Origin of the sequence: Nordella sp. HKS 07, from assembly GCF_011046735.1 — a bacterium.
Classification (GTDB): domain Bacteria; phylum Pseudomonadota; class Alphaproteobacteria; order Rhizobiales; family Aestuariivirgaceae; genus Taklimakanibacter.
Genome location: NZ_CP049258.1, coordinates 2117746 through 2144174, shown reverse-complemented (window position 1 = coordinate 2144174; position 26429 = coordinate 2117746). Strand labels below are relative to the sequence as shown.

Sequence of the window (26429 nt, the reverse complement as noted above, 5' to 3'; positions counted from 1 at the left end):
GAGGGCACTATAACCGACACCGTAACCCAGCGATAGGCCGCCCGATCAGGCGGCCCGCCCGTGTCAGCGCTTGGCTTTCTTGGCAGCCCTGCGCGGAGCGCTCTGACCGGCAACTTTCTTCGACATGCCGGGCGAAAGCTTGGTCTTGAAACGCTTGTCCACCGCGGTGAACTGGTAAGGCTCGCGGCCCAGCCACAGAAGCAGGGATATCAAGTGCTCAACAGCAACAGGCGTGGCGCGTTCAAGCCGGAAAATGACAGTGTGGTCGCAATCGACTTCACGGGCGAGGTCACGAATCGTGAAATGCCGGGCAAGCCGCGCGGCCCGAAGTTCGGCCGCAACCGAAGCCCAGCCGAAGGTTACAGGTGACCACACGCGGGAGGCCGGCCGTTTCTTGTTCGCGGGAGAAACGGATCTTTTTGATTTAGGAGAAGTCAGCATTTTCCACCATAGCCGCCCCCGTTGAATACGCACTGCACATGCAGAGGTTTCATACCTACAAGAGGCTTCATTTAAAAGTGACAAATTGGAGAGGAATCACGAATTCCAGCTCATCCGGGTTTACTGGAGGGATCAGCACGGGCAGGGCGTAGCAGTAATGAGACCGCGCGCCCGGCGGCATCGGCTGATCGTCCAGAAGACGCGATAAACGGCCGATTTCATTACTGTATCCTCGTCGTTTGAGGGCTATATCGAAGCGCACCGACGCGACTTCGCGGGCGCTGTCGTTCACCACGTTTGCCGAAACAGGTGTCTGTGGCGCACAGGCTACGGGATCGTACAGGGCGGTGATCTTAACCTTTTCCTCATCGGCCAGGTTCTGCCTGTTCAAAAGTGATTCGTAGAGGGCCCAGCCGCCCAATAGGACCAACGCGACCAGCAGCATGTAGCCGACGGCGCGTGGAAAAAACACCAGCGGGACAATAAAAACGATTGCAGCGATCAACCAGGCCATCGTCCTCCTTCCATCGCGCAACCTCATAGCGTTAACGCCCCGCCAGATCCGCGCGACGTCGAATTGAATATAGGACGGGCTCCGGCCGCCATACAGAGTGTCGGATGCAATGAAGCCTTGCGGGCGCATCTGCTCCTTATGCACCGGTTCTATCGGAAGACGTGCATTTATCTTCAGCGGATGCATCGAAATTGCGCAACAAGACCCATATCGCACGTCCGGCCTCGGCAGCGCGCATCGACATTGTCGTAGTACATGTGGAACCAGTCGTGAACCTATTTTCTCACAATCGGTTCCTGGCGCGGGATGCGAAATAGTGACACCGGTTTTCCGTCCGATCACGCGCTGAATTTAACGTTCCGATCATGATCGTTTCAGGCCAAACCGGCCTGAAGCGATCCTGGTCCAGGCGCCTCGGCCGCGCTGCCGACAAACTTCAGTGTACGGTCAATCGAAGATATCGCTGAGGCCGGCGAGCGGATTGCGCCGCTTCTGGCCTTTGCTCTTGCGCGGCGTGTATTCGAAGAAGTCCGAATCGGAAGAGGAGAAGAAATCGAAGTCGAAGCCGCCTTTGAGGACGACACGCGTGTTCTTCATGCCATTCTTCTGTACCAGTGCGAAGAGTATCGCGGCATTGTTAGGCGCCAGGCGCACGCAGCCATGCGAGGCGCGCGTTCCCAGCCGCTTGGTGTAGGGACTGCCATGGATGGCATGGCCCTGCGGGGTGAAGAAGATCGAATACGGCATGGGCGCGTCGTCCCATTCCTTGGAGAAGTGATCGCGCTCCATGCGGAAGGGCTGGTAAGTCCCGCTCGGCGTCGTGTAGCCGCTGACACCGGTCGATACCGGCCAGACATAGGTCTTCTCGCCGTCGATCGAAACCGTCATCTTCTGGTTGGACTTGTTGATCGAGATCAGCACATTGGCGGCGAAGGCATTCCCGGCACCGAGCATGCCCAGCAGCATGACCGCGGCCACAACGAGCCTCAAACGCATGGACTTCTCCCCTGAAGCCAGGACGATACCCCATTCTAGCCATTTGCGCGGCCACGTCCACGATCTATTCCACCTAAGGCTGCGACCGCCTGCCTTGTCATCCTACCGGCGGCGCCAGGCGATCAGCGACAGGAGCTCGAACATCATTACCATGGCGACCTGGGCGGTGATCTGGTTCGGGCTGTCCTTGGTCGGCATCAAGCAGACGACGTCGGCGCCGATAATGTCGAGGCCCTTCAGGCCCTGCAACATCCGGGTCGCCTCGCGGATGGTAAAGCCCGAGAAGCCGGGCTCCAGATTGGAGACACCTGGCGCCACGCTCGGATCGAGGCAGTCGAGATCGAAAGTGATATAAGCGGGGCCGTCGCCGACCCGTTCACGGATCATCTCGACGGTTTTGGCGACACCGAGTTCCTCGAATTCCGCCATCTTGACCACGCGGTAGCCGAGTTCCTCGCTGGAGGAGCCGACCTTGCCCTGATGGATCGCCGCCGAGGGGTGGCCGCGCATGCCGATCTGGAGGCCGCGCGACGGATCGACCGCCTGTTCCCTGGCGGTATAGGCGGCCCAATGCGCGGCCGAGCGGCGCGCGCCCAGCCAATGCGGGATGTTCTCGTAGGAATCGGTATGGGCGTCGAAATGGATGAGCGCCGCCGGCCGGCCATTGGAGAGCTTGCGGCCGGGGCCCGCCAGGGCTTTCAGGATCGGCCCGGTGATCGAATGATCGCCGCCGATCGAGACGGGGCGGGTGCCGGCCTCGTCCAGCCTGGCGTAGAAGGCCTCGATGTCGCGCACGCAGGCCTCGTTGTTCATCGCCTCGGGCAGCGGCACGTCGCCCAGATCGTGGATACGCGCCGTGTCGAAGGGCGCGAAATCATGGATGCCGTGCGCGCGGCGATAGTAGCCCGAGACATTGCGGACGGCGCGCGGGCCCAGATGCTGGTCGCGTTCGGTCGAGCCGTTGCCGGAACTATGCGGCACCCCGACCAAAGCGATATCGCAGGCCGCCGGATCCTCGTTCCAGGGGCAGCGGAAGAAGGTCGGGATCCCCCACCAATACCAGGATTGCGAACTGGCCTTGGCTTCCTCTAATGCGTTGCCGGTCATGGAGCAGCCTCCTCGATTGAAAGGCTGAGAATAATGATCAGTTTTGTATAGGTCAACAAAGTTAGGCTGTGATAAACTCGACCTTATGACAACTTCGCCCCCGATCCGCAACTCGCCGCGCATCGGCGCCATGCTGCGACTCAAGCGCCGGCAGCTCGACTTGACCCTGGAGCAGGTCGCGGCAGCCGCCGACGTCACCAAGGGCTTCCTCAGCGAGGTCGAGCGCGACAAGGCCTCCCCGTCGGTCGCCCTCCTGGTCAGGTTGTGCGATGTGCTGTCCCTGCCGGTCGGCAGTCTCTTCTCGACTGTCGGGTCCGCGGTGGTGCGCAAGGCCGAGCGCATGCCGATCAAATTCGGCGGCGCGCGGATCAGCGATTACCTCCTGTCGCCGAGCAGCGCCGTCAAAGCCAAAGTCATCATGTCGGATCTGGCGCCCGGTGGCAGCGGGGGCGAAGCCCTCTACAGCCTCAATTGCGAAGAGGAATTCGTCTTCGTCCTCAAAGGTCGGCTCCTCGTCAGGGTCGATGACGAGGAAACGGCCCTCGATGAAGGCGATGCGATGACCTTCGATCCGCGCCGGCCGCATACATTTCGCAACGCCTCCGAGAGCCTGCCGGCGCAAGCTCTGTTCATGCTGATGCCGCCGCCGGCGTGAGCCGCATCCTTATTCCCGCTTTATGCCGGACGTCCCGAATCCACATCGTTTTCCGATGGCGGGATGACTAGATGAGAACCGATCGAAGGTTCCGAGCACACCACCATGACCAGGATCCATGCCCGCAAATGGGGACCGCCGCTGTCGCGGGCGGCAGTCGGCTTCGCTCTCGCGCCGGCGCTGGTGGTGTTGATCGCCTCGCTCGCGCCACTCGTCTTCAAGAATATCCCTGAAACGCCGAAATCGGGCATTGCCGAATGCCGGGCGACCGAGGAGGCGCGAAGCCGGCTCGCCTGTTACGACGCATTCGCAAAGCAGCCTGCGCCAGTCCCGGCGAAGGGTGGCGAACCCATTCTTACGCAGCACTGATTTCGCTCGTGTTGATCACATCAAACGGGTGCCGCGGATGTCGAGGCCCTTAGCGCAAGATCGTGATCTGTTTCATCAGATATCCTGTGCTATTGCACGTCCACCGGCATAGTGCCGGCGAATTGGGAATGGAATGTCTGAAGTCTTGAAATTATCACGGCGCGGCGCTCTCGCTTTCTGCGCTCTCATGGTCGGTGGTCTGCCGGTGCGCGGCCAACTGGTCGACAAGGACCCTTATGCGCTGAAGCCCGGCGAGTTCACCTGGCATCCCGAGCGCGCTGAGGCGGGTCCCCTGGCCATCATCGTGTCACTGCCCGAGCAGTGCGTCTTCGTCTATCGCAATGGCACCCGGATCGGGAGCTCGACCTGCTCGACCGGCAAGCCCGGCCATGAGACGCCGACCGGTGTCTTCCACATCCTGCAGAAGGACAAGAACCACCACTCCACGACCTATAATAATGCGCCGATGCCGAACATGAACCGGCTGACCTGGTCGGGCATCGCGCTGCATGCCGGTCAGCTTCCCGGCTACCCGGCGAGCCATGGCTGCGTGCGTCTGCCGCTTGCATTCTCTGACCTCCTATTCGGGATCACACATGTCGGCATGACCGTGATCATCGCCAATGCCGCCACGCAGCCACAGGACATCGTCCATCCCGGCATGGTGCTGAGCGAGTATGTGGAGGAGGAGTTCGGCGAGACTGCCGCCCGGCTCAAGAAGACGCCGCTGCCAGCCACGGCGCCCGGCGACCAGACAGTCCTGCCGCTGGCGGTCGTCATCAGCTCGGCCGACAAACAGGGCTATCTCTATGAGAATGGGGTCCTTATCGCCGAGGGCAGTGTCATCATCGCCAATCCCGGCAAGCCGCTCGGCTCGCATATTTACGTGCTCGCCGGCACCCATGACGGCTCCAAGGGGCTGGCATGGCAGGCGATGGGCTATCACCGGCAGACGCCCGGCGGCGCGTCAGATCCCTCGCTCGATGTCATCAAGCGCATCAGGGCGAATTCGACGCTTCTCGACGCGATGAAGTCGCGTATGCATCCGGGCATGGCCCTGGTGCTGACGGATGAGCCCGCCAACAGCGCGGCGCGCAGCGAGAAAGGTTTTGTGATCATTACCGACGATCCGAAAACGACCTGAGCGCGCCTGCAGCCGCCGCCTCAAAGGGCGGCGGTTCGGCGCAGCGTCTTGCTTGTCAGAGCTTCAATTTGAAAATCATGTCGGCGCAAGCCTGGGCAACCTTGGAATCAGGTGCCGTGCTCCCGGGCATTGTCGCCCAGCCGGCTTTCTCGACGAATGAATTGCGGTCATAGAGACCGATCTTCTTCAGCTCGTCCTGTTTTGCCGTGGCATCGGCAGTGAGCTGGAACTGGCTGACGCAGATCGGCGCCAGGGCGGCGACAACGGCGCTCGAGGCCTTTTGCTCTGCCGTACGCTCGGCAGTGCCGGCGGTCACCCAGCCGCCCCAGGTGAAACCCACGATGGCCAGAAGCACTGCGCCGCCGGCGGCACCCCACAATGCGGGCGCGAGAGATGAAGGAATTTTGGGAGCGCTCATGACTATGCCTTTCGTTCAGATGGTTCTCGGCGGATTCTGGGCGTAACGCGACCGTTGCCGTGCCGAGATGGCCGGCGCCGATGGGATCGGGCAGTTTCAGCTGTCAGTACTGGTAGCGAGGAAATACGGATTCGGTTGGAAAGATGGCACCGGCAGAGCTGAACCGCCTGCGCCGTTTCGAATCCTGATCCTCCTGAACGTCATTGTTGCATTCGTTTTCCAGCCTGAACCGCCTCGTAAAGAGGCGCTCATAGCGAGCGGCGAGCAACATACGAAGAGTGGAGAGCTTCATGAATAGCTTCCAGTGCCAACGGGCGGGAGCAGCTATCTCTCTGTCACCAACATGCCAGGAGGTCGAAGCCGGTGATGCCATTACACATACGCTCTTCCTGATGAATCACCTAACTAATTCACCGGTCGACGAGAACTATCGCACTGTGCAGACGCCTTTGTACTTGTTTGTGGCGCAAAGCTCCTCATATTGACAGTACTTCCACGGCAATGGTCCGGGAGCCCATCCATGTTCAATCGCATCAAGCGGTTCACCTATAATTTTCCTACGCCGTTTCAACTGACCGGCATGAACGAGATTTGCGCCGCCGGCGACTACGAAATCACGACCGAGGACGAACAGATCGGGGATTTCATCGTCCCGGCCTATCGGCGGATATCGACCACGATCTACATCCCGCCGCCACTTGGCAGTCCCGGCATTGGACAGATCATCGAGATCAATCCGGAACAGCTCATGGTGCCAGTACTCAAGTCTTCATCGTGAAGCCGCTCGTGGCCGAGGAAGTGGTATTCGACGCGGACGAACTGCGCCTATTGATCATGATCCTGCGGCAGGCTTGCGAGGATATCGGCCCCGTCGACGACAAGCTTAGATCCGAGATCGCAAACCGCATCCTGAGCATGGCTTGCCACGGTGAAAGAGATTTTGAAACACTGAGAAACCATGCGACCCTGGGCATTGCCGGGCGCAGCAGAGCATGATCTGGAAGAGTGGCAGCCGCCCGCGATGTCTCCGGCGGCGGGATGCTTGTGTTTCTTGTCAGTGTGGAGGGTTGTTACTTTGAAAAAGTACGAGGAATTGCCGGCAGCGACCGATTTTGTGGTGGTTTTGCTTACGCCGCAGCTCCTGCGCGCGCTTGATCGCTATATCGATGAGGAAACCGACGGTACGCCGCGGCCCGCGGCATTGCGCGCCGTCTTCGAAGATTGGTGCATCGCGATGGGATATATTTCTCCCCATGAGATGAACAGGCGGCTGAACTGAGAAAACTGCGGTCTCATTCGGCGCATCAAATTCACCGACGCGGGCCTTCCGCCGTCCTATATAGCCTTCGTCGTAAGGGGGCGCTAAGCGTGGACCCTCCGATGGGTCATTTGGGCTTCTCTATCGCCGTCTGGCCGAGGCCCCTGGCCGGGCTGCCGTCCGCCAGCTGGCGCCAGGCTGCCAAAAACCCGTTTTCCCTCGCCATCGATTATTGCTTGAATATTCGGCAAAACGCGCCCATATAGGCGGCTTCGAGTTTCGGCCGCATTGATTATCGGTCTCGCGTCTTGGGCAAACCCGGCGCGCTTACTGACGACCTCTCTCCAGAACATCGATCGTTTGAGCGGACGCAATAGTGTGTCCCGCGCTACCATATGAAAGGCACAAGCATGCCGGTTGGCATAGTTAAATTCTTCAATACCCAGAAGGGTTTCGGCTTCATTCAGCCGGAAGACGGAAGCAAGGACGTCTTCGTCCATATCAGCGCTGTCGAGCGCTCGAATATGGGCACTCTCAAGGAAGGGCAAAAAGTCCAGTTCGAAGCGGTCACGGATCGCCGCACTGGTAAGACCTCGGCCGAGAATCTCGCGAAACCGGCGTAATCGTCGGCTTGGCAGAGCAGACCGCGGATGTACCGGCTGTTCTGCCAGCCATAGAAGTTCACTCATTCCAAGCGCGAGGTGCCGATGCAAGTCTTCGTACGCGACAACAATGTCGACCAAGCCCTCAGGGTCCTGAAGAAGAAAATGCAGCGCGAAGGCGTCTTCAGGGAACTGAAGAGGCGTTCGGCCTATGAAAAGCCCTCCGAGCGCAAGGCGCGCGAGAAGGGAGAGGCGATCCGTCGGATGAGAAAGCTGGCGCGCAAGAAGTTGCAGCGCGAAGGATTGCTGCCGCCGCCGAAGCCCAAGGAGAAGCCCGTCAGACGCCCTGATACTTTCCGCTCGCCCGCCCCGGCCGGCGCATCTGCGGTTCCAGAGGCCGGCAAGACGCAAGCCTCATAATCGGCTGAGTCGATCGCATCGACATCGCTGCAACGTGCCCTGGCGCGGGATGCGAAAAAGTGGGCACCGGTTTTTCGCAAGAATCCCGCGCCAACATATAAGAATCGATCACGTTTATGAGTTTGGATTGACTCAATCCAAACTCATCGTGATCTATGCGCCGATATGGCGCCGGGGCTCAGCTCGGCAGCACCTTGCCGGGATTAAGAATACCATGGGGATCGAGCGCCAGCTTGATGCGGCGCATGACCTCGAGCTCCTCCGGCTTACGGGAAAACCCGAGATAATCCCTTTTGAGCGTGCCGATGCCGTGCTCGGCCGAGACTGATCCGCCAAAGCTGGCGACGAGCCGATAGACAATCTCGTCGATTTCATGAAGGTCGCTGTCACCCGCAGCCTCGACCGAGACGGCGATATGCAGGTTGCTGTCGCCGATATGGCCGAAAAACGAGACATGGGCGGCGGGAAAGCGCGCCTTCAGCGCCGCGTCGCAGCTTTCTGCGAAAGCACCCAAACTGCCGATCGCGAGGCTCACATCGAGATTGACGAGCGCCGGCAGGCGGTCCAGCGACCGGCCCTCGCGGACCATCCAGAATGACTGTCTCTCTTTCTCCGACTGCGCGATGAGCGCGTCGGCAATCAGCCCGTCACCGAGAACGCCTTCGAGAAAGGCCTCCAGCGGAGCACTCTGCTCGGCGCCTTCCGTCTCGATGATGACGGCGAAGTCCGGCTCGCTGTCGAAGAGGCGGATATTCTCGGCCGCGGCGGTGAAGCTGAAATAGCTTCGCCACATGGCTTCGAAGGCGGAGAGCCCGGAGAGCTCGCGCTGTGCCCGCTGCAGCAGCCTGATCACATCGTCATAGGTGTTGAGCGCACAGAGCGCGGTCGCGCGGCCCTGGGGCAACGGCTTCAAGCGCAGAACGGCACGGGTGATCACACCGAGCGTTCCCTCAGCACCGATGAAGAGCTGGCGCAGGTCGTAGCCGGTGTTGTTCTTGACCATCTTGTTCAGCATGGTCAGCACCGTCCCGTCGGCGAGTACCGCTTCGAGGCCCAATACATTGTCGCGGGTGACGCCGTTGCGGATCACGCGGATGCCGCCGGCATTGGTCGAGAGATTGCCGCCGATCTGGCAGCTGCCGCGGGCGCCGAGATCGATCGCCAGCAGAAATCCCGCCGCTTCCGCCGCCTTCTGCGCCGCTTCGAGCGGCGTTCCCGCCTTGACCGTCATGGTCTGCGCGGCCGCGTCGATCTCCTCGACGCCGGCGAGGCGCTCGAGCGACAGCGCGAAATCGCCCGTGGCTGGATTGGCGCCGCCGGCGAGACCGGTCATTCCACCTTGCGGCACGACGCTCTGCCGGTGCGCATTGCAGATACGCAGTGCCGCCGCGACCGCCTCGACGCTCGCCGGGCGCAGCACGGCCTTCGGCAGGCTCAGGCCCGTGCGGCTCGCATCGCTCTTGTGGCGATCGCCGATCTCGCCGCCGGTGAGCACGGCGTCGTCGCCCAAGGCGCGCTTCAGTTCGTCGATGATGTGTGTTGTCTCAGCGGACATAGCTCGCGCCGTTGATGTCGAAAGTGGCGCCGGTCATATGGCGCACCTGGTCGGTGCAGAGGAAGGCGACAAGAGCGCCCACTTCCTCCGCACTCGCCATGCTGCCGAGGGGGATTTCGGAGAGAATGCGGCGGATATCGGCGTCCGTCATGCCGACATAGGCCATGTCGGTCTCGGTGAAGCCCGGCGCCACGGCGAAGGCCAGGATGTTCTCCGCCGCATAGCCGCGCGCGATGGTCTTGGTCAGCGCCACCAGGGCGCCCTTCGAGGCGGCATAGGGCCATTGATCGGGCGCGTCGCCGCGATGGGCGGCGCGGCTGGCGATATTGACGATCTTGCCACCGCCTTTTCCGCGGAAATGCGCCACCGCCAGCTTGCACAATTCGGCCGGGGCGGTGAGGTTCACCTGCATCACGTGAGCAAAGCTGCGTTGCCAGTCGGCCATGGGCGCTGTGATCGGCGCAGGTGCGAAGATGCCGGCATTGTTGACCAGCACATCGATGCGCGGCGCGGCCGTCTCGGCCTGGTGCCACAGATCGCTTGCCGCATCGGCCAAAGCAAGATCGGCCGCGAGGAGCTGGCAGGAGGCGGGGCCAATCTCGTCGCGCAATCTCTCCGCCGCTTCCCGGCTCTTCGCGAAGTGAAGCAGCACGCGGGCGCCCGCCGCCGCGGTCGCCCGCGCGATGGCGGCACCAATGCCGCGCGATCCGCCCGTCACCAGGACGGTCTTTCCTTTGAGATCGATCATGATGGGGTTCCCCTTTGAGGCCGGTATTCTGTCAGGCCTGCAGGTGTGTCGGCAAGGCGCCCTGGCAAGTATTTCAATCTGGTCGGAAGGGACCGCCGGTCAGTCGGAAAAGCGTTTCACTGTAAGGCAGGCGCAGGAGGATGACACCACGCTTGCTGATCTGGGCCGCGGCCACCGTCCATATCAAGGAGGAGCGTGCTCTGATGCGGGGCGTGCCAGTCGAGTCGTAGAGCAAATCTGGAACAACGACGCCACGGCCAAGGGTGTGATGCTCGACGCCGTCATAAAGTTCTTCGACCGTCCGGGCGCCAAGGATGATCCCACGTGTTTGGTATGGACGTGGTCACGGATCGTGTGGCTATCAGTCGGGACTAATGACGTTGTCCGGTCAGGCGATCAGAAAGCGCGGCCATAGGGCCGGCAGAATGGCGGTATCCAGCCGTCGTAGGTATCGAAGTAGAAGATGCAGCGGTCGTCCCAACCCGCATTGGGTTCGCCCCACGGGTAATTCTTTTGTCCGTGCGGGTGCTGTTGCTGCTTCTTCTGGTTCTGGCTTGGCTTCTTCTCTTTCTTTTTAACGGTGGTTTGCGCGGCCTCCGCGTGTTGTGGAGTGACGGGCACGATGGCGAGAACGAGGCTTCCCAGGATCGCGCCAATGAGCAGATGCCGGATACCCATGCTTCAGTCCCTCCTTCTCATCACCCGATATCACTGGTGACGGCGGCCCGGCTCGCGGGGATGCCTACCCCTTTATGCAACAAAATCCTGATAACGAGAAGAAGCCGGTGCCGTCTAGCGCGGGATGAGATTAGGCGGGGTTATATCCGTCATTTGTGAAGTAGTCTGCGCATACGTACGCGCCACGGTGGGCGCTTGACATCGTGGGCCAGACGGCAGGATTTTGGAAATATCAAGTTCAGGAGTTGCGTTCGGACGTCAACTCCTGAGTCTGACCGGACAGGCTCCTCTATCCGAACTCCGATAGGATCAACCGAATGGCTCTCGGCCTCCGAATAATCCGTGAAATCGTGCAAGTTTTGCTACGCGTGTGGAACAAGGAGGATGAGGGTAATCTCCTCGAGAATGTCGCACAAACCAGCACGGCGTCTGGCGATGGAGCTGCGAGTCAAGCGCCCGGGACTCCATCACGGCTGGCGAATGTACAGACCATCCATGGCCGGCCATTGAATGCGGCCGGAGGATTGCGTGCCGCTGAGCGCGCAACACAATTGGTCTTTGGCGGAACAGGGTCGCATCAACGCCCCGAGAATACAAACAAGGGATTAAGTGATCCCGGAGTTCACATCGATATGGCCAAGAAAGCTCCGCACCTGGAGAAGCAGTTGCCGGAAATTCGCTGCAGAAGGTCCGGCGAAGTCAATTGGCAAGGGCTGCCAGATCAAGTCTGCAGGCAGGTGTCGCCACGTAGATTACGCAACGCGGGCTAGTTGTCCGGATGCGAAAAAGTAGATACCGGCTTTCGCAGGAATCCCACGCCACGGATCGATAAGAGGCTCCGCGGTAACTCGCAGCAGGCGCGCGGTCGCACATCATCGCCACAAGTCACCCTTCCGCCACCGTCAGTGGTAAGAAAGCAACGCGACGATCAAATGCGCCACACCAGACAGCTCGACCAGACTCGTCTGGTCGAGCCGCCAGGATTCAGAGTCTATTTATACGGAATAACCCAGGAATGCCTTGGCCTTGGAAACTTCCGCATCCCACTTCGTCAGCTGCTCCGGCGTCAGGAATGCTACCACACGCGCGCGTAGGGGGTCACGAGCACCTTTCAGCTTCGCAATCACGTCGGCCTTTGTGATATCCGGATTGTTCTTGCGAATTTCATCAAGTTTCTCGCGGGCATTCTCCAGCGCAGACTTCAGTCGGGTCTTTTGGTCATCTGACAGATTCAGATCGGCTGCGAAACGCTTCAGCTCACTCTGGACTGCTTGGGTTGCTTCAGGGGAGAGGTTCATTTCACTGCTCCTTTCATGGATATGGTCGCAAACGCATCTTCGCGTCGGGCCATGAACAGGAATGAAGGAGCGAGAGCTTCTCTGGTGATTGTGTTCTTAGTATGGATGTAGTCTGGAATCTGCGATGAGAAGACGTGATGATTGCGATGCTCGAACGGGCGATCTGCGAGCCGCTGAGTTTAAACTAGTGTTCCGACCGCCGGTCAACCGCCGGCTTAGTTCAAGGCTGCGAGTTCTATGATAAGAATTGATCATGTTTAAGAGTTTGGATTGATTCAATCCAAACTCACCATGATCTAGGCACTGCCTGCGGGGTCGCAGAAAAGGAGTGCATCCAGCTGTTCAGGGGCAAGTTTCTTGGCCAACTCGGCGGCGGCGTCCATCTCTGCTGAACTCAGACGCTCTGTGGTGCCAGCCATCGGGAGACACTTATAGTCGTCGGGATGGTTCCAGCGCAGCTCCAGGATGTCACGCACCTCCTTGGGGGGAACGCGACGATACATCCAGGCAACATTCGGCATGGTGTAGGACATTCCCCTTTCCTCCAAGGCAAGGGTGGCAGCCACATGCATGGCATCCGAGAAGATGACGTCCTCATGCAGGTTGTCGCGCTTTCCGATCTCGGCAGCGAATTGCCTCGCCTCGTGATACTCGGTGAATCCATCGAATATGATTGGCGGTGATTTGCTCGTCTCTCTACGTTCCCCCAAACGGATCTCCCCAGATGCAGTGGCCGAATCGGACTCCCTCCAACATATAGTGCAGGATTTGTAGTCAACCGCAAATGCCGGCCAGCACAGCTAACCGTCTTATGCACGATCATGGCCACCGGGACGGCAATGGCAGCCTAGTACAATCTTCTGTTCCAACCGGCATGACCGGGCCGGGGTACCGCCCCTGCCTTCGGGACAGCTCGGAAAATGCCGGAGCAAGGGCCATGCCGAGAACTTGTTCCACACTGGCGATCACTCCGCCGACTGGCGGCCCTTCGCTAGGCGACGAAAATCGCAATCCTCTGTGAATTTGATCCGGACGAAACATGGTGCCATCCTCGCGAATGAGTAAAATTCCTACTCAATTTTACAATAGTATTGTTAAATTCCGACCATTATACTGAGAAAACGCACCGCAATATTGTCCAGCTCCAGGGAAAAATTGGTGGACATGAGCCAGCAGAGGCGCGCGGAGTTTCCCCAGCGGGGTGTTCTCGCGGCGCTCCAGTTGCTCTTCTCATTACGGTTCTCCGTCAATGCATCGGCCATCGGGACACTAACGCGATCGGCTACGCAAGTGTGGCGCGTCGCGGCTCGGGGAAGTGGCTGCTGTCTATCGCGCGACGCTGGAAGAGAGGAAACGCGAGCACCTTCCGTTTGAATGCGACATGATCCGAAACCCTGTCGGAACGGCGAGACTCGAGGAAGTGGTTGCTGCCTGCCGCGCCGCGCTGGAGGAAAAGACGCGCGAGCGGGTGCCGCTCGACTGGGCCAGGATGCAAAACAATCTCGGCGTTGCGCTTTCGAGGCTCGGCGAACACAGGGGTGATGTGGCCCGGCTCGAGGAAGCAATTACCACTTTTCGCGCGGCGCTGAAGGAATCGGACCGCGAGCGGTTGCCTCTCCTTTGGGCCACGGCCCAGAACAACCTCGGCAATACGCTTCGGACGCTCGGCGGGCGCGAAAGTGATCCAGCACATCTCAAGGAAGCGATTGCAGCCTATCGCGCGGCGCTGGAGGAGTGGACCCGCGAGCGGATGCCGCTTCAATGGGCCGGCACACAGAACAATCTTGGCCTGGCGCTTTGGACACTGGGCGAGCGCGAGAGTGGCACGGCTCGGCTCGAGGAGTCGGTTGCCGCCTTTCGCGCGGCGCTGAAGGAGAGGACACGCGAGGAGGTGCCGCTCGACTGGGCACTGACTCAGAACAATCTCGGCAATGCTCTATTGACGCTCGGCCGGCGCGAGAGCGGGACGGCGCGGCTCGGTGAAGCGGTTGTCGCCTATCGCTCGGCGCTGGAGGAATGGACCCGCGAGCGCGTACCGCTCCGTTGGGCTGCAGCGCAGAACAATCTCGGCACTGCGCTTCGGAAGCTCGGCGAGCGCGAGGACAGCCAGGCGCGGCTCGAGGAGGCGGTTGCTGCCTTTCGCGCGGCGCTGAAGGAGAGGATACGCGAGCAGGTGCCGCTCGACTGGGCAGTGACTCAGAACAATCTCGGCAATGCTCTTTTGACGCTCGGCCGGCGCGAGAGCGGTACGGCGCGGCTCGAGGAAGCGGTTACCGTCTTTCGCGCGGCGCTGACGGAATGGACCCGCGAGCGATTGCCGCTTCTCTGGGCCACGGCCCAGGGCAATCTCGGAAATGCGCTTCGAACGCTGGGCGAGCGCGAGAGTGGCCCGGAGCGGCTTGTGAAGGCGGTTGCCGCCTATCGCGCGGCACTCGAGGAACAGACCCGCGAGCGGGTGCCGCTTGAATGGGCCAGGACACAGAACAATCTCGGCACTGCGCTTGTGACGCTCGGTCGGCGCGAGAAGGGAACGGCGCGGCTGGAGGAGGCTGTTGTCGTATATCGCGCGGCACTGGAGGAGAGAACGCGCGAGCGCGTGCCGCCCGATTGGGTGGCGACCCAGAACAATCTCGGCACCGCGCTTCTTATTCTTGGGGTTCGTGTGCGCTCAAGAGATCTCGTCACAGAGGCAAAGCATGCGGTACAGCTTGCATGGGAGTGCCTGCGGTCAGAGGACATCAGCAAATACGATGCATATCTTGCCAACAGGGTGGCGCGGATCGACGCCGAGCTCAGCAAATTGGGCTCCGCTATAGATGCTGGCAACTGATGACGAGAACCTCAGGGATAACTCGACTCGACTAGACGCCAGCGCGTTCGAGTTGCCGAGAGGCTGGAACGTGACCCGCAAACACGTGACTATAGTGCTTAGGAAAATGGTGCCGCCTAGGTGACTCGAACACCTGACCTACGCATTACGAATGCGCCGCTCTACCGACTGAGCTAAGGCGGCCCGCCTTGAATGGGGCGGACTGATACAGCGTTCGCCCGGCCATTTCAACCATTTGTCGATGGTTCAGCCTTCGGCAGGCGATCGGCGGGTGGATAGCTCCGGATCGTCTTCCGGCAGGCCCGGATCGTCGGGCGGGCGGACCGGCTCGACGATACGCGGCTTGGCCGGTTTGCGGGCCACAGGCGGGGCTGGGGGCGGGGACGGAACAGGCGTGGGGGCTGGGGGTTCCGGCGCCGGGGGAGGCTCCGCGGGGACCGCTGGGGCCGCCAGCGCCGGCGCTTCTTCGGCCACCACGTATTCTGACTCCGGGGCAGGCGCCTGGGGCTCGGGGCCCGTCCGGCGCGGCAACTGATCGTAAGGCACCTTCCACTCGGCGAAGGCGATCTCGCCGGTCATCGGGGAAATCGGCGTCCAGTAAGGCGAAGCGGCGCCGTCGATCACCCACATGGGATCCGAGGGCGCCCGGACCGCTCGCGCCAGCCATTCGCGCGCCCGGCCCTTGTCGCCGCGGCCCTCCTCGACCTCCGCCATGGTGGCGCAGACACGCGCCTGAGGCTCGCTTGAAAGAAGCGGCTCCAGCGCCTTGGCGGCGTCGTCCCATTGGCGCGCCTCGGCAGCCGCCCGGCCGAGGGCAAAAGCACCCTCGATGCCGCCGGCATAGGAGCCGATCAGCCGGCGCACCCGTTCGTAGCGCTCCTGTGCCGGGCTCGTCGGGCGGGCATAGGCATAGGCTTCGGCGAGATCGGGATGGGGCTGCAGCGCCCAGGTCCTGGAAGCGACGCGCCAGGCCCGGCGCAGCGCGCCATCGGCGCCGTAGAGACGGACCGCCATGGCGGCCGCCGGCACCAGAGACGGGTCGAGCTTGTGGGCTTCGAGCGCCCAATCGAGCGCCGCGTTGCGGTCGCCCGTCTCGGCAGCCAGCGCCTTGGCCGCGAGCAGTACTGCCTTCACGCGCTTGACCTTGTCGGCCGGCGCCTGGCCCGCTTTGCGTTGGGTTTCGAGCGTCACAAGTGCTGAATCCCAGTCCCGCGCCTGCGACTGGATGGCCAGCAGCGCGGATGAGGCCCAGCCATGCGCCACGTTGAGCTTCAAAGCGCGCTCGGCGTAACCGCGCGCAGCGACGAGGTCGCCGGCCTGGCGCGCCTCGGCGAAGAGGCCGCGCAGGCCCAGGGCCTCCGTCTCCGGCGAATTGAGCATCGCCTCGAACCCCTGGCGCACTTTGCCGCGGTCGCCCTTGAGCTGGGCCGCCTGTACTTCGAGCAGCTTGAGCAACGGCTCGTCGGTCAGCGACTTGGCGGCGATGGTGGCGAAGCGCTGGGCGCTGGCGCCGTCGCCAGCGCCCGCCGCGATGATGCCGCGCGACAGGCTCTCATAGCCGCGGCGCGCCTTGCGGAAGCGGAAATAGCCGCCAATGGCGCCAGGTGTGCCGATCAGCCGGCGCAGCAGACCCAAGAGGAACCACAGAGCGAGCATGGCGAGGATAAGGCCGGCCAAGCCCGCCACCACGGATGTCTCGATCTCGTGGTTCAGCCAGCGGATGACGATGGTGCCCGGCCGGTCGGCGATCCAGGCGAAGCCCGCTGCGGCGGCGGCGAGAAGCAGGAAACGGAAGAGCAGTCGGGTCATGGCGTGCCCGAAATGACGGCGGTGAGCGCGGCGGAGAGTTGCGCCATCGCCCCTTCGGCCTTGAGACGCTGGCTCGCCTTGTCGCGCCATTGCGCGAGCTCGGGTGGCAGGTCGCCGCCCGGCTCCTCGAGCCTGGCAATGGCCGATCTAAGATCGCCGGACCTTGCGGTGAGGGCGGCAGCCTGCGCGAGATCGGCCCAGTTCAGCGTCTTGAGGTCGCGGATCTTCACCACCGTGCCGAACCAGGCCCAGAAGCCGCCCGTGTCGCCAGAAGGCCCATCGGCCGCACCCGGCTGCGACAGGCTGGGGACCAGCGCTTCCAAAGCCGTGGCCAACCCCTCCGGATTGACGATGCCGGTTGCCGCAATGGGCTGGAGCGCGGCGAAATCCGGATTGCCAGGCACATAGATGGCGATGCGATCGAGCTCTTCCTTGAAGGGGAAGCCCGGCGGCGAACTTCGCCTTGAGGTCGGCGAGCGCCTGCGCCAACTGTGTGAAATCCTGGCCGCCTCCGGTGGTGGTTGTGGTCGTCGTGGTCGCGCCACCTGATTGGCCGAGCGCGGCGACCGCCTGTTCGAGCTTCGCGACACGCTCGGTGAGGGCGATGAGCGCCGTTGGATCGGCGGTGGCGCCGCCGCCCGTCGTCTGACCGAGTGCCGCGACAGATTGGCGAAGCTCGGCCACCGCCTTGTCGAGATCACCGAGACGGGTCTCGACACTCGCCGCGGCGTTCGTGTTGTCCTCGGCGCGCTTGGCGATATCGGCCTTCAGCGTATCGAGCGTGCCGCTGAGCGCTAAGAGCTGATCATTGACGGTGCGGTTCGAGGCTTCGAGCGTCGCCAGCCGTTCGGCCATGGAGGAGGGTGGCCACAGATCGGAGATGAAAGTGCGATAGAGCCAGGCGCCGAGCAGAATGGCGATGATCGCCGCAGCGATGGCGCCCAGATTGCGTGACCAGAAAGAGGGCTGTTTTTTGGGTGGAGGCGGTGGCGGCGCGGCGGGTTCTTCCGTCTGCTTCTGCGGTTCGGTGTCGCCGGTATCGGAGGGCGGGGAGATGTCCTCCGCTTCGAGGTCGATGACGGGGCTCCTGGCCTTCGAGCCTTGCGATTCGTTTTCGATGTTGCTGTTCATCGGCACTCATTCATCTCGTGGCTGTACCCGTCATGCTATTCCAATCACTAGAGCAAATCCCGCCAAAGTTGAAGACTTTGGCGATGAGGATTTGCTCCAACATATTGATTTGGCGCGTATCCTTATCGGCGAAGTGAATTCACTTCGCCGGGATGCGCGCTAGGCGTGGCCAATGACTTCCAGTAAGGCGTCATCCACCGGCCGCGCCGCCACCCGTCTGGCAAAGGCGTCGGGCAGAATCGCGGCAATATTCGCCGAAAGACAATAATGTACCATGGCGCCGGCCGGAATCGCGTGACGCTGGACGAGATCGAGCCAGATCTTCGCGGAGCGCGGCGAATAGAGCAGCACGCCTTGCGCCTTTGCGGCCTCAGGGGCGAGCGCGCCCGCGGGTTTCGCCTCATAAACGACGACCCGCCGGGCATTGAGCCCGCCTCTTTCGAGAAGTCCGGTGAAGTCGCTCGCCGTGTCCTGCCCTGAGAGATAGAGAACCGGGCCGGCATTCGGATCGAGCGAGGCGATCACGTGGCGGGCCAGGCCGACGCCGTCGCCGCCCGCTTCGGTGATCTGGGCGAAGCCTGCCTGGCGCGCCGCTGTCGCCGATTGCGGCCCCACGGCCATCACCGGCAGATGGCGCAAGCCGTCGAGATGGGGGCCGCCTTCGAGGGAGCGCACAGCATTGGCGCTGGTGAGGGCGACGGCTTGATAGTTCTCCGCCGGGATGGTGATGGCCGGGCGTGGTGCGATGACGAGCAGCGGCGATAGGATCACCTCATGACCGAGCGCTTCAAGCCGCTGCTTGAGAGGCTCGGCGTCTTCGACGGGACGGGTGACGAGAAGCCGCATGGTTCAGGCTAGATGCAGCAGATGCCCGCCGCCCTTGGCTTTCACCTCCTCGCCGGCCTCGCGGCCGAGACGCGCCGCATCGGCCAGGGCGCCAGTGCGCTCGGCAACAAAGGTCATGCGGCCATCGAGGGTCAGCGCCTCGCCGCGGAAGGAGATCACGCCGTTCTTCAGCGTGGCATGGCCGGCGATCGGCGTGCGGCAGGAGCCGTCGAGCGTGGCGAGGAAAGCACGCTCGCAGGTGACGGCGATTTCCGTTGCCGCGTCGTTTACCGCGGCGAGCAGTTCGCGCATGCGCATATCGTCCTTGCGGATCTCTATGCCGATCGCGCCTTGCGCGACGGCGGGAAGCATCTCGTCCTCGGGCACGGGGGCGGTGATGCGGTGGCTGAGGCCGAGGCGGTTCAGGCCGGCGCAGGCGAGAAAAGTCGCCGCCACTTCCCCGCGGTCGAGCTTGGCGAGACGCGTTTCGACATTGCCGCGCAAACTCACCACGGTGATGTCAGGGCGCAGCCGCTTCAATTGCGCCGCGCGGCGTACCGAAGCCGAGCCCACGGTGCAGCCTTGCTGCAGATCGCCGATGCGGGCGCAGAGATTGCTGATGAAAGCGTCACGGGCGTCCTCGCGCGGCAGATAGGCCGTGATGGCGAGAGATGCCGGCAGCACCGCCGGCATGTCCTTCATCGAATGGACGGCGAGATCGACGGCACCCGAGACCAGCGCCTCCTCGATCTCCTTGGTGAACAGGCCCTTGCCGCCGATCTCGCTCAGAGGACGGTCGCGGATACGGTCGCCGGTGGTGGTGATGGCGACGATCTCGATGTCCGCCGGCGCCCACCCATGCGCGGCAGCGAGGCGCGCCCGCGTCTCTTCCGCTTGGGCAAGGGCCAGGCGCGAACCGCGCGTTCCGATCTTCAGTCTCGGTGTATGCAAGTCGACTCCACAAGATACTGAAGCGCCAGGGCCCGGATTGGCCATCACGCTTTATCTCATTGTTTGCGCATGATCTTTCTGGAAAATCGGTATCCCCTTTTCCAGATCATGCTATATCACGGCTCCTCTTAATCTCTAACGCGCGAAACGTCATTGGCATTCATGGCCGCACCGGATCAGACCATTCTTGGCATCGAAACCTCCTGCGACGAGACCGCGGCGGCGCTGGTGCGCCGCCATGCCGACGGGTCAGGCGAGATCCTGGCCAATATCGTCCTGTCGCAGATCAAGGACCATGCGCCCTATGGCGGCGTGGTCCCGGAAATCGCCGCGCGCGCCCATGCCCGCCATCTCGACCGGCTGATCGGCGACGCGCTGGCGGAGGCCGGCTTGCGCCTCTCCGACATCGACGGCGTGGCGGCCACCGCCGGGCCGGGCCTGATCGGCGGGCTTCTGGTCGGCCTCACCACCGCCAAGGCGTTGGCGCTCGCTACCGACAAGCCGCTCGCCGCCATCAACCATCTCGAAGCCCATGCGCTCACCCCGAGGCTGCTCGGCCGCGTCGATTTTCCTTATCTGCTGCTCCTGATCTCGGGCGGCCATACGCAGATCCAGATTGTCGAAGGAGTCGGGCGCTACCGTCGCATCGGGACGACCATCGACGATGCCTTGGGCGAGGCCTTCGACAAGACGGCGAAGCTGTTAGGCCTTCCCTATCCCGGCGGCCCTAAGGTCGAGCAGCTGGCGCGCCAGGGCAATCCCAAACGCTTCGATTTCCCGCGCCCGCTGAAAGGGCGCGAGGGCTGCAATTTCTCCTTCTCCGGCCTCAAGACCGCCGTGCGCGAAACGGTGGAGGAACTGCGCCCGCTCAGTGATCAGGACATCGCCGATATCTGCGCCGGTTTCGAGGCCGCCGTCGCCGAGACGATGCGCGACCGGCTCGGCCGCGCGCTCAAATTCTTCAAGGACGAGTTTCCCGAGGTGCGTTCTCCGGTGCTGGTGGTAGCGGGCGGCGTCGCCGCCAACCGCACGCTGAAGGTCGCCTTCGAGGAGGTCTGCGCGCGCTCGGGCTTCAGCCTGATGGTGCCGCCGGCTCATCTGTGTACGGACAATGCCGCGATGGTGGCCTGGGCCGGGGCGGAGCGCCTGGCGCTGGGTCTCGCCGATCCGCTCGACGCGCCGGCCAAAGCACGCTGGCCGCTCGACCCCGACGCAAAGCGTCTCACCGGTGCGGGGGTGAAGGCATGAGCCGCATCGGCGTTCTGGGCGCCGGCGCCTGGGGCATGGCGCTCGCCAGCGTCGCTGAGCGCGCCGGCCACGACGTCACCGTCTGGGCGCGCAAGCCTGAAACGGCGGCTCTCATCAACGGCACGCACCGGCTCGAAGTGCGTCTCCCGGGCATAGAATTCGGAAAGAAACTTCGCGCCACCAGCGACCCGTCCGACCTTTCGGGCGTCGATGCCGTGCTGGCGATGGTGCCGGCGCAGGTTCTGCGCGGCGTGCTGGCGCAATTTCAGCACCTTAAGGTGCCGGTCGTGCTGTGCGCCAAGGGCATCGAGGCGGACAGCGGTCTCCTGATGAACGAGGTCCTGGCGCAGTGCCTGCCCGAGGTGCCGGGCCTCATCCTGTCGGGCCCGAGCTTCGCGGCGGATGTGGCGCGCGGACTGCCGACGGCGGTGACCCTGGCGTCGTCCGATCTCAGGCTCGCCAAGGACTGGGCCCAGGCTTTGAGCCTGCCCACCTTCCGCATCTATCCCTCGGACGATCCGCGCGGCGTCGAACTCGGCGGCGCGGTCAAGAACGTGCTGGCGATCGCCTGCGGCATCGCCGCCGGCAAGAATCTCGGCGACAGCGCCCGTGCGGCGCTGACGACGCGGGCCTTCACCGAGCTCACGCGTTTCGGCAAGGCGTTGGGCGGGCGGCCTGAGACGCTGACCGGCCTGTCAGGATTGGGCGATCTGCTGCTGACCTGTTCGAGCCGCCAATCGCGCAACTATTCCTTCGGTCTGGCGCTGGGCGAGGGCAAGAGCGCAGAGGCGGCGCTCGCCGAAGCCCGCGGAACGGTCGAAGGCATCGCCACCGCGAGGATCGTCGCCCGGCTGGCGCGCGAGCAAAGTATCGACATGCCGATCTCGGTCGCGGTCGCCGCGGTTATTGACGGCGCCTCCGATCCTGAGACAGAAATCGCCAGACTGCTCGCCCGTCCCATCAACCCAGAATTTCACAGAGGGTAGAAAATGCTGTACGCCTTGATCTGCACGGACAAGTCCAATTCAGTCGATCTGCGCCTGAAGGAACGTCCCGGCCATATCGATTATCTCAACGGTCTCGGCAACGCGCTCAAGGCGGCCGGACCTTTCACCGACGAAGCGGGCAGCCCGATCGGTTCGCTCGTCATCGTCGAGGCGAAGGACCGCGCCGGCGCCGAGGAGATCGCCAAAAACGATCCCTATGCCAAGGCCGGGCTCTTCGCCGCCGTGGAGATCCGGGCGTGGAAATGGGGTCTCAAGAATCCGGAGGATAAGTGATGGCATATTGGCTGTTCAAATCGGAACCCGATGCCTGGTCGTGGGATCAGCAGAAGAAAGCCGGAGCCAAGGGCACCGAATGGACCGGCGTGCGCAATTTCCAGGCGCGCAACAACATGCGGGCGATGAAGCTCGGCGACAAGGGCTTCTTCTATCATTCCAACGAGGGCAAGGACATCGTCGGCATCGTCGAGGTGGCGAAGCTCGCGCATCCGGATTCGACCGCCAAGGAAGGCAATTGGGAATGCGTCGACATCCGCGCCGTCACCGATGTGCCGAAGCCGGTAACGCTCGATTATATCAAGACCGACAAGCAGCTGAAGGACATGGTGCTGGTCAATAATTCGCGGCTTTCCGTCCAGCCGGTGTCGGCGGAAGAGTGGAAGATCATCTGCGATCTCGGCGGCGTGAAGAAGGCATAGGGTTAGTTAGGCTAGTCTAACCCATCCTGATGGACGCTTCGAGGGCCGCACGCGCGGCCACCTCAGCGTGAGGGTACTTTGGAGAGATCAAGCCAGTATGCTGAAGCTCATCGATCATCTGGAATTCATCCGGCAGAATACCAGCCTGCTGGCGCCGCCTCTGGTGCCGGAGGTGACGCTCCATCTCGCCCATGAAGCGGTGCCGATCTGGCAGAAGACCGAAGAAGAATTGGGCGAGATCGGTCTGCCGCCGCCTTTCTGGGCCTTTGCCTGGGCGGGCGGCCAGGCGCTGGCGCGTTATGTGCTCGACCATCCTGAACTCGTGGCGGGCAAGCGCGTGCTCGATCTCGCCACCGGATCGGGTCTTGTCGCCATTGCGGCGAAGAAGGCCGGCGCGAAGGAAGTGCTTGCCGCCGATATCGATCTCTTCGCCTGCGCCGCGACGAGGCTCAATGCGCGCGCGAATGATATCACGCTCGAGATCATGGACGACGATCTGCTGCGAAATAAGCCCCAAAGCTTCGACGTCATCCTGGTCGGCGATCTGTTCTACGAGAAGGATCTGGCGGCGCGTGTTCATGCATGGCTCGACCAGGCGCGGGAGCAGGGCGCCCTGGTGCTGATCGGCGATCCCGGCCGCTCCTATTTGCGGAAATCGACGCTCGTCCATGTCGTCGATTACAATGTGCCGGTGACGCGCGAGCTCGAGGATTCCGAGATCAAGCGCACTGCCGTGTGGCGACTAAGAAACGTCGTTTAATTTGCCCTCCCCCTTGTGGGATCCTCGTGGGAGGGTAGATTCATAACGCCACCCGTCGCGTGCTGTTGTTGAGCCACAGCGCCGCCATCAGGATGGCGAGGCTCGCCCAGATCCACGCATCGGCGGGTTTGCTGAAGATCACGATCGCCCACAACACAGCGGCGGGCGTCGACACATAGATGGCCTGGATGGTGTAGAGCGCGCCCTTCTCGCGGATCAGGGTGAAGAAGGCGATGCGCTCGACGATCCACAAAGCCGATGCCGCGAGCGCTGTCCAATAGGCCCAGAGAGGCGGGGTGGCATCGCTCCAGAGCGGCGCCAGGACGAGCATGAAAGGAATGGCCAGCAGGCCGGAAAATACCGATTCCAGGGCGCCTACCGTCATGGTGTCGGCCTGCTTCGGCCAGTATTCGGCGGCGAAGGAATTATAGGCGCTGTAGATGATCGGCACGATGAAGGCGGCGGCGAGCCACCAGGAAATGACCGCTTGCGAGCCATGGTCGCGCGTCAGGATGAGGACGGCGCTCGACAGAAAGCCGAGCAGGAGGGCGCCGATGCGGCGCGGATGGGCGGTTTCGCGCCGCCGCGCGAGCGCCAGCACGTAGTTCCAGAAGGGGGCAGTCGACACGACCAGGGCATATTCGGTCGCCGGCACATGGCGCGCGAAGAACAGGCTCAAGGAAAAGGGGATATTGAGGAGCGTCGCGCAGCCGAGGCCATAGAGAAGGGTCTCGCGGGTAAGCGTGAGCCGGCCGCGCGCCAGGGGGACGAGCGCCAGCGCGGCGCCGACGATGAGCCCGGTATAGACAATGATATGACTGACCGGCAGGCCCGCCTCGCCCATGAGTTTGTAAAAGGAGGGGGTGAGACCCCAGAAACAGCCAAGGACGAGGAACCAGATGAGATGGACGGGCATGGCTGTCATGGGCCGATTTTCTTAGACACTTGTCGGATTGCAGGATAGGACTCTGCGCCGTCATATTGCTTGCCCGAACCCGGCATGAGAGGGAGGATTTTGCCTATGTCCGAGAAGGTTTACCCGGTCCCGGCCCAGTGGAAGAAGCGGGCCTTGGTGAACGACGACCAGTACAAGAAGATGTATGCGGAGTCGATTGCCGCGCCCGACAAGTTCTGGGCCAAGCATGCCAAGCGGGTGGACTGGTTCAAGGCGCCGAAGAAGATCAAGAACACCAGCTTCGCCCATGACTATGTGTCGATCAAGTGGTTCGAGGACGGCATCCTCAACGTCTCGGTCAACTGCATCGACCGCCATCTGAAGAAGCGCGCCAACCAAACGGCGATCATCTGGGAGGGCGACGACCCCTATTACGACAAGAAGATCACCTATCGCGAGCTCTATGAGCAGGTCTGCCGCTTCGCCAATGTGCTGAAGGCGCATGGCGTCAAGAAGGGCGACCGGGTCACGATCTACATGCCGATGATCCCGGAAGCGGCCTATGCGATGCTCGCCTGCACCCGCATCGGCGCCGTGCATTCGGTGGTATTCGGCGGCTTCTCGCCGGATTCGCTCGCCGGGCGGATCAACGATGCGGATTCGAAATTCGTCATCACCGCCGATGAAGGACTGCGCGGCGGCAAGAAGATCCCGCTCAAGCTCAATACCGACGAGGCGTTGAAGAAGTGCTCCGGCGACGAAAAGGTCATCGTGGTCAGGCGCACCGGCGGCCAGGTACCGATGGAGGAGGGCCGGGACTTCTGGTATCACGTCGAGGCGGCAAAGGTGCCGGCCGAGTGTAAGCCGGAAAAGATGAAGGCGGAAGATCCGCTCTTCATCCTCTACACGTCAGGCTCGACCGGCAAGCCGAAGGGCGTGCTGCACACGACGGGCGGCTATCTCGTCTATGCGGCGATGACGCATCAATATGTCTTCGACTATCACGACGGTGACATCTACTGGTGCACGGCGGATGTGGGCTGGGTCACCGGCCATTCCTATATCGTCTATGGTCCGCTCGCCAATGGCGCCATCACCTTGATGTTCGAAGGTGTGCCGAATTATCCGACCGCCTCGCGCTTCTGGGAGGTGATCGACAAGCACCAGGTCAACATCTTCTACACCGCGCCGACCGCCATCCGGGCACTCATGGGCGCCGGCGAGGATCTGGTGACGCGCACCTCGCGCAAGTCGCTCCGGCTGCTCGGCAGTGTCGGCGAGCCGATCAATCCGGAAGCCTGGGAATGGTATCACCGCGTGGTGGGCGACGGGCGCTGCCCGATCGTCGACACCTGGTGGCAGACCGAGACCGGCGGCATTCTGATCACGCCGCTCCCAGGCGCCACCAAGCTCAAGCCCGGCTCGGCGACGCGGCCGTTCTTCGGCTGCAAGCCGGCGCTGGTCGATGATAGGGGCGAGTTCCTGAAAGGCGAAGCTTCCGGCAATCTGGTCATCCTCGATTCGTGGCCCGGCCAGATGCGTACCGTCTATGGCGATCACGAGCGCTTCGTGCAGACCTATTTCTCCGCCTATAAGGGCACGTACTTCACCGGCGACGGCTGCCGGCGCGACAAGGACGGCTTCTACTGGATCACCGGCCGCGTCGATGACGTGCTCAACGTCTCGGGCCACCGGCTCGGCACCGCGGAAGTCGAATCGGCCCTCGTCTCGCATGTCAAAGTGTCCGAGGCCGCGGTGGTCGGCTATCCGCATGACATCAAGGGTACCGGTATCTATTGCTATGTGACCTTGATGGCCGGCGAGCAGGGCTCGGATATTCTGCGCAAGGAGCTCGTCGCCCATGTGAGGAAGGAGATCGGCCCGATCGCCTCTCCCGACCTCATCCAGTTCTCGCCGGGCCTGCCCAAGACACGCTCAGGCAAGATCATGCGGCGTATCCTGCGCAAGATCGCCGAGGACGAATTCGGCAATCTCGGCGACACCTCGACGCTCGCCGATCCCGCCGTGGTCGAAGACCTCATCGCCAACCGTCAGAACAAGAGATAGGACTCCCC

The 26429-nt window shown here is 62.4% G+C and carries 33 protein-coding genes and 1 tRNA gene; 18 read left to right on the top strand and 16 right to left on the bottom strand.

What is annotated here, in order from left to right; genetic code table 11:
- Positions 1-63 precede the first annotated feature (63 nt).
- The 4 genes from G5V57_RS10060 to G5V57_RS10045 form a co-directional block, all read right to left on the bottom strand.
- Positions 64-441, bottom strand: coding sequence for a hypothetical protein (locus G5V57_RS10060; protein ID WP_165167367.1), 378 nt, complete (start codon positions 439-441; stop codon positions 64-66).
- 67 nt (positions 442-508) lie between these two features.
- On the bottom strand, positions 509-955 hold the full coding sequence (locus G5V57_RS10055) for a hypothetical protein (protein WP_165167366.1): 447 nt from the start codon (positions 953-955) through the stop codon (positions 509-511).
- A 447-nt stretch (positions 956-1402) separates the two neighbouring features.
- Positions 1403-1951, bottom strand: coding sequence for a L,D-transpeptidase (locus tag G5V57_RS10050; RefSeq protein ID WP_165167365.1), 549 nt, complete (start codon positions 1949-1951; stop codon positions 1403-1405).
- A 102-nt stretch (positions 1952-2053) separates the two neighbouring features.
- On the bottom strand, positions 2054-3058 hold the full coding sequence (locus G5V57_RS10045; RefSeq protein WP_165167364.1) for an arginase family protein: 1005 nt from the start codon (positions 3056-3058) through the stop codon (positions 2054-2056).
- Between the two features lie 85 nt (positions 3059-3143).
- On the opposite strand from G5V57_RS10045, the gene G5V57_RS10040 reads away from it, so the two are divergent.
- The 3 genes from G5V57_RS10040 (at position 3144) to G5V57_RS10030 (ending at position 5226) form a co-directional block, all read left to right on the top strand.
- Complete coding sequence (locus tag G5V57_RS10040; protein WP_165167363.1) at positions 3144-3713, top strand: helix-turn-helix domain-containing protein; 570 nt, start codon at positions 3144-3146, stop codon at positions 3711-3713.
- Between the two features lie 105 nt (positions 3714-3818).
- Positions 3819-4082, top strand: a complete 264-nt coding sequence (locus G5V57_RS10035; RefSeq protein WP_165167362.1) for a hypothetical protein — start codon at positions 3819-3821, stop codon at positions 4080-4082.
- Positions 4083-4215: 133 nt separating this feature from the next.
- Complete coding sequence (locus tag G5V57_RS10030; protein WP_165167361.1) at positions 4216-5226, top strand: L,D-transpeptidase; 1011 nt, start codon at positions 4216-4218, stop codon at positions 5224-5226.
- A 55-nt stretch (positions 5227-5281) separates the two neighbouring features.
- Here the strand turns inward: G5V57_RS10030 and G5V57_RS10025 are convergent, their stop codons facing one another.
- A complete protein-coding gene (locus G5V57_RS10025) occupies positions 5282-5644 on the bottom strand; it encodes a hypothetical protein (protein WP_165167360.1) in 363 nt (120 codons plus the stop codon).
- A 520-nt stretch (positions 5645-6164) separates the two neighbouring features.
- Here G5V57_RS10025 and G5V57_RS10020 point away from each other — a divergent pair.
- The 5 genes from G5V57_RS10020 to rpsU all read left to right on the top strand — a co-directional run bounded on the left by G5V57_RS10020 (position 6165) and on the right by rpsU (position 7924).
- Positions 6165-6422 (top strand): hypothetical protein, encoded by a 258-nt coding sequence (locus tag G5V57_RS10020; RefSeq protein ID WP_165167359.1) that lies wholly within the window; start codon positions 6165-6167, stop codon positions 6420-6422.
- The gene (locus G5V57_RS10015; protein ID WP_165167358.1) at positions 6419-6640 is read left to right on the top strand and encodes a hypothetical protein; all 222 of its coding nucleotides are present in this window, start codon (positions 6419-6421) and stop codon (positions 6638-6640) included. The genes G5V57_RS10020 and G5V57_RS10015 overlap by 4 nt, the downstream gene beginning before the upstream one ends.
- Entirely contained in the window at positions 6603-6923 is a 321-nt protein-coding gene (locus G5V57_RS10010) for a hypothetical protein (RefSeq protein ID WP_165167357.1), read from the top strand. The genes G5V57_RS10015 and G5V57_RS10010 overlap by 38 nt, the downstream gene beginning before the upstream one ends.
- A gap of 389 nt (positions 6924-7312) precedes the next feature.
- Positions 7313-7525, top strand: coding sequence for a cold-shock protein (locus G5V57_RS10005; protein ID WP_165167356.1), 213 nt, complete (start codon positions 7313-7315; stop codon positions 7523-7525).
- Between the two features lie 84 nt (positions 7526-7609).
- Positions 7610-7924: a 30S ribosomal protein S21 gene (gene rpsU, locus G5V57_RS10000; RefSeq protein WP_165167355.1), complete on the top strand. Its 315-nt coding sequence runs from the start codon at positions 7610-7612 to the stop codon at positions 7922-7924.
- A 178-nt stretch (positions 7925-8102) separates the two neighbouring features.
- Here rpsU and G5V57_RS09995 read toward each other — a convergent pair whose 3' ends face one another.
- From G5V57_RS09995 to G5V57_RS09985, 3 genes are all read right to left on the bottom strand, one after another.
- Complete coding sequence (locus G5V57_RS09995) at positions 8103-9479, bottom strand: FAD-binding oxidoreductase (protein ID WP_165167354.1); 1377 nt, start codon at positions 9477-9479, stop codon at positions 8103-8105.
- On the bottom strand, positions 9469-10227 hold the full coding sequence (locus G5V57_RS09990) for an SDR family NAD(P)-dependent oxidoreductase (protein WP_165167353.1): 759 nt from the start codon (positions 10225-10227) through the stop codon (positions 9469-9471). The genes G5V57_RS09995 and G5V57_RS09990 overlap by 11 nt, the downstream gene beginning before the upstream one ends.
- A gap of 396 nt (positions 10228-10623) precedes the next feature.
- On the bottom strand, positions 10624-10905 hold the full coding sequence (locus tag G5V57_RS09985; RefSeq protein WP_165167352.1) for a hypothetical protein: 282 nt from the start codon (positions 10903-10905) through the stop codon (positions 10624-10626).
- Positions 10906-11222: 317 nt separating this feature from the next.
- Here G5V57_RS09985 and G5V57_RS09980 point away from each other — a divergent pair, with 317 nt between their 5' ends.
- The gene (locus G5V57_RS09980; RefSeq protein WP_165167351.1) at positions 11223-11675 is read left to right on the top strand and encodes a hypothetical protein; all 453 of its coding nucleotides are present in this window, start codon (positions 11223-11225) and stop codon (positions 11673-11675) included.
- 225 nt (positions 11676-11900) lie between these two features.
- Here the strand turns inward: G5V57_RS09980 and G5V57_RS09975 are convergent, their stop codons facing one another.
- Positions 11901-12203: a hypothetical protein gene (locus tag G5V57_RS09975; protein ID WP_165167350.1), complete on the bottom strand. Its 303-nt coding sequence runs from the start codon at positions 12201-12203 to the stop codon at positions 11901-11903.
- A 296-nt stretch (positions 12204-12499) separates the two neighbouring features.
- Complete coding sequence (locus tag G5V57_RS09970; RefSeq protein WP_165167349.1) at positions 12500-12913, bottom strand: hypothetical protein; 414 nt, start codon at positions 12911-12913, stop codon at positions 12500-12502.
- Between the two features lie 671 nt (positions 12914-13584).
- On the opposite strand from G5V57_RS09970, the gene G5V57_RS09965 reads away from it, so the two are divergent.
- Positions 13585-15033 (top strand): tetratricopeptide repeat protein, encoded by a 1449-nt coding sequence (locus G5V57_RS09965; RefSeq protein WP_165167348.1) that lies wholly within the window; start codon positions 13585-13587, stop codon positions 15031-15033.
- A 107-nt stretch (positions 15034-15140) separates the two neighbouring features.
- Here G5V57_RS09965 and G5V57_RS09960 read toward each other — a convergent pair.
- The 3 genes from G5V57_RS09960 to G5V57_RS09950 all read right to left on the bottom strand — a co-directional run bounded on the left by G5V57_RS09960 (position 15141) and on the right by G5V57_RS09950 (position 17387).
- A tRNA-Thr gene (locus G5V57_RS09960) sits at positions 15141-15216 on the bottom strand.
- Between the two features lie 63 nt (positions 15217-15279).
- Complete coding sequence (locus G5V57_RS09955; protein WP_165167347.1) at positions 15280-16842, bottom strand: heme biosynthesis protein HemY; 1563 nt, start codon at positions 16840-16842, stop codon at positions 15280-15282.
- On the bottom strand, positions 16839-17387 hold the full coding sequence (locus tag G5V57_RS09950; RefSeq protein ID WP_165167346.1) for a hypothetical protein: 549 nt from the start codon (positions 17385-17387) through the stop codon (positions 16839-16841). The genes G5V57_RS09955 and G5V57_RS09950 overlap by 4 nt, the downstream gene beginning before the upstream one ends.
- Before the next feature lie 4 nt (positions 17388-17391).
- Between G5V57_RS09950 and G5V57_RS09945 the strand changes: the two genes are divergently transcribed.
- Positions 17392-17640: a hypothetical protein gene (locus G5V57_RS09945; protein WP_165167345.1), complete on the top strand. Its 249-nt coding sequence runs from the start codon at positions 17392-17394 to the stop codon at positions 17638-17640.
- Between the two features lie 115 nt (positions 17641-17755).
- A complete protein-coding gene (locus G5V57_RS09940) occupies positions 17756-18136 on the top strand; it encodes a hypothetical protein (protein WP_165167344.1) in 381 nt (126 codons plus the stop codon).
- On the opposite strand, the gene G5V57_RS09935 is transcribed toward G5V57_RS09940, so the two are convergent.
- Both G5V57_RS09935 and hemC read right to left on the bottom strand, forming a co-directional pair.
- On the bottom strand, positions 18133-18819 hold the full coding sequence (locus G5V57_RS09935; RefSeq protein ID WP_165167343.1) for a uroporphyrinogen-III synthase: 687 nt from the start codon (positions 18817-18819) through the stop codon (positions 18133-18135). The two genes, G5V57_RS09940 and G5V57_RS09935, sit on opposite strands and share 4 nt — an antisense overlap.
- 3 nt (positions 18820-18822) lie before the next feature.
- Positions 18823-19749, bottom strand: coding sequence for a hydroxymethylbilane synthase (gene hemC / locus G5V57_RS09930; RefSeq protein WP_165167342.1), 927 nt, complete (start codon positions 19747-19749; stop codon positions 18823-18825).
- Between the two features lie 162 nt (positions 19750-19911).
- Between hemC and tsaD the strand changes: the two genes are divergently transcribed.
- From tsaD to G5V57_RS09905, 5 genes are all read left to right on the top strand, one after another.
- A complete protein-coding gene (tsaD, locus tag G5V57_RS09925; protein WP_165167341.1) occupies positions 19912-20997 on the top strand; it encodes a tRNA (adenosine(37)-N6)-threonylcarbamoyltransferase complex transferase subunit TsaD in 1086 nt (361 codons plus the stop codon).
- Complete coding sequence (locus G5V57_RS09920; RefSeq protein WP_165167340.1) at positions 20994-21983, top strand: NAD(P)H-dependent glycerol-3-phosphate dehydrogenase; 990 nt, start codon at positions 20994-20996, stop codon at positions 21981-21983. The genes tsaD and G5V57_RS09920 overlap by 4 nt, the downstream gene beginning before the upstream one ends.
- Before the next feature lie 3 nt (positions 21984-21986).
- Complete coding sequence (locus tag G5V57_RS09915; RefSeq protein WP_165167339.1) at positions 21987-22277, top strand: YciI family protein; 291 nt, start codon at positions 21987-21989, stop codon at positions 22275-22277.
- Positions 22277-22699: an EVE domain-containing protein gene (locus G5V57_RS09910; RefSeq protein WP_165167338.1), complete on the top strand. Its 423-nt coding sequence runs from the start codon at positions 22277-22279 to the stop codon at positions 22697-22699. Before G5V57_RS09915 ends, G5V57_RS09910 begins: the two co-directional genes overlap by 1 nt.
- A gap of 97 nt (positions 22700-22796) precedes the next feature.
- Entirely contained in the window at positions 22797-23459 is a 663-nt protein-coding gene (locus G5V57_RS09905; RefSeq protein WP_165167337.1) for a methyltransferase, read from the top strand.
- 40 nt (positions 23460-23499) lie between these two features.
- Here G5V57_RS09905 and G5V57_RS09900 read toward each other — a convergent pair whose 3' ends face one another.
- Positions 23500-24384: a DMT family transporter gene (locus G5V57_RS09900; RefSeq protein ID WP_165167336.1), complete on the bottom strand. Its 885-nt coding sequence runs from the start codon at positions 24382-24384 to the stop codon at positions 23500-23502.
- Positions 24385-24480: 96 nt separating this feature from the next.
- Here G5V57_RS09900 and acs point away from each other — a divergent pair, with 96 nt between their 5' ends.
- Complete coding sequence (gene acs / locus G5V57_RS09895) at positions 24481-26421, top strand: acetate--CoA ligase (protein WP_165167335.1); 1941 nt, start codon at positions 24481-24483, stop codon at positions 26419-26421.
- The last annotated feature ends 8 nt before the right edge of the window (positions 26422-26429 follow it).

Coding starts and splice junctions, on each gene's coding strand:
- G5V57_RS10060 (WP_165167367.1), bottom strand. CDS start 441: ATGCTGACTTCTCCTAAATCAAAAAGATCCGTTTCTCCCGCGAACAAG.
- G5V57_RS10055 (WP_165167366.1), bottom strand. CDS start 955: ATGGCCTGGTTGATCGCTGCAATCGTTTTTATTGTCCCGCTGGTGTTT.
- G5V57_RS10050 (WP_165167365.1), bottom strand. CDS start 1,951: ATGCGTTTGAGGCTCGTTGTGGCCGCGGTCATGCTGCTGGGCATGCTC.
- G5V57_RS10045 (WP_165167364.1), bottom strand. CDS start 3,058: ATGACCGGCAACGCATTAGAGGAAGCCAAGGCCAGTTCGCAATCCTGG.
- G5V57_RS10040 (WP_165167363.1), top strand. CDS start 3,144: ATGACAACTTCGCCCCCGATCCGCAACTCGCCGCGCATCGGCGCCATG.
- G5V57_RS10035 (WP_165167362.1), top strand. CDS start 3,819: ATGACCAGGATCCATGCCCGCAAATGGGGACCGCCGCTGTCGCGGGCG.
- G5V57_RS10030 (WP_165167361.1), top strand. CDS start 4,216: ATGTCTGAAGTCTTGAAATTATCACGGCGCGGCGCTCTCGCTTTCTGC.
- G5V57_RS10025 (WP_165167360.1), bottom strand. CDS start 5,644: ATGAGCGCTCCCAAAATTCCTTCATCTCTCGCGCCCGCATTGTGGGGT.
- G5V57_RS10020 (WP_165167359.1), top strand. CDS start 6,165: ATGTTCAATCGCATCAAGCGGTTCACCTATAATTTTCCTACGCCGTTT.
- G5V57_RS10010 (WP_165167357.1), top strand. CDS start 6,603: ATGCGACCCTGGGCATTGCCGGGCGCAGCAGAGCATGATCTGGAAGAG.
- G5V57_RS10005 (WP_165167356.1), top strand. CDS start 7,313: ATGCCGGTTGGCATAGTTAAATTCTTCAATACCCAGAAGGGTTTCGGC.
- rpsU (WP_165167355.1), top strand. CDS start 7,610: ATGCAAGTCTTCGTACGCGACAACAATGTCGACCAAGCCCTCAGGGTC.
- G5V57_RS09995 (WP_165167354.1), bottom strand. CDS start 9,479: ATGTCCGCTGAGACAACACACATCATCGACGAACTGAAGCGCGCCTTG.
- G5V57_RS09990 (WP_165167353.1), bottom strand. CDS start 10,227: ATGATCGATCTCAAAGGAAAGACCGTCCTGGTGACGGGCGGATCGCGC.
- G5V57_RS09985 (WP_165167352.1), bottom strand. CDS start 10,905: ATGGGTATCCGGCATCTGCTCATTGGCGCGATCCTGGGAAGCCTCGTT.
- G5V57_RS09980 (WP_165167351.1), top strand. CDS start 11,223: ATGGCTCTCGGCCTCCGAATAATCCGTGAAATCGTGCAAGTTTTGCTA.
- G5V57_RS09975 (WP_165167350.1), bottom strand. CDS start 12,203: ATGAACCTCTCCCCTGAAGCAACCCAAGCAGTCCAGAGTGAGCTGAAG.
- G5V57_RS09965 (WP_165167348.1), top strand. CDS start 13,585: ATGATCCGAAACCCTGTCGGAACGGCGAGACTCGAGGAAGTGGTTGCT.
- G5V57_RS09955 (WP_165167347.1), bottom strand. CDS start 16,842: ATGACCCGACTGCTCTTCCGTTTCCTGCTTCTCGCCGCCGCCGCAGCG.
- G5V57_RS09940 (WP_165167344.1), top strand. CDS start 17,756: ATGGCGATGATCGCCGCAGCGATGGCGCCCAGATTGCGTGACCAGAAA.
- G5V57_RS09935 (WP_165167343.1), bottom strand. CDS start 18,819: ATGCGGCTTCTCGTCACCCGTCCCGTCGAAGACGCCGAGCCTCTCAAG.
- tsaD (WP_165167341.1), top strand. CDS start 19,912: ATGGCCGCACCGGATCAGACCATTCTTGGCATCGAAACCTCCTGCGAC.
- G5V57_RS09920 (WP_165167340.1), top strand. CDS start 20,994: ATGAGCCGCATCGGCGTTCTGGGCGCCGGCGCCTGGGGCATGGCGCTC.
- G5V57_RS09915 (WP_165167339.1), top strand. CDS start 21,987: ATGCTGTACGCCTTGATCTGCACGGACAAGTCCAATTCAGTCGATCTG.
- G5V57_RS09910 (WP_165167338.1), top strand. CDS start 22,277: ATGGCATATTGGCTGTTCAAATCGGAACCCGATGCCTGGTCGTGGGAT.
- G5V57_RS09905 (WP_165167337.1), top strand. CDS start 22,797: ATGCTGAAGCTCATCGATCATCTGGAATTCATCCGGCAGAATACCAGC.
- G5V57_RS09900 (WP_165167336.1), bottom strand. CDS start 24,384: ATGACAGCCATGCCCGTCCATCTCATCTGGTTCCTCGTCCTTGGCTGT.
- acs (WP_165167335.1), top strand. CDS start 24,481: ATGTCCGAGAAGGTTTACCCGGTCCCGGCCCAGTGGAAGAAGCGGGCC.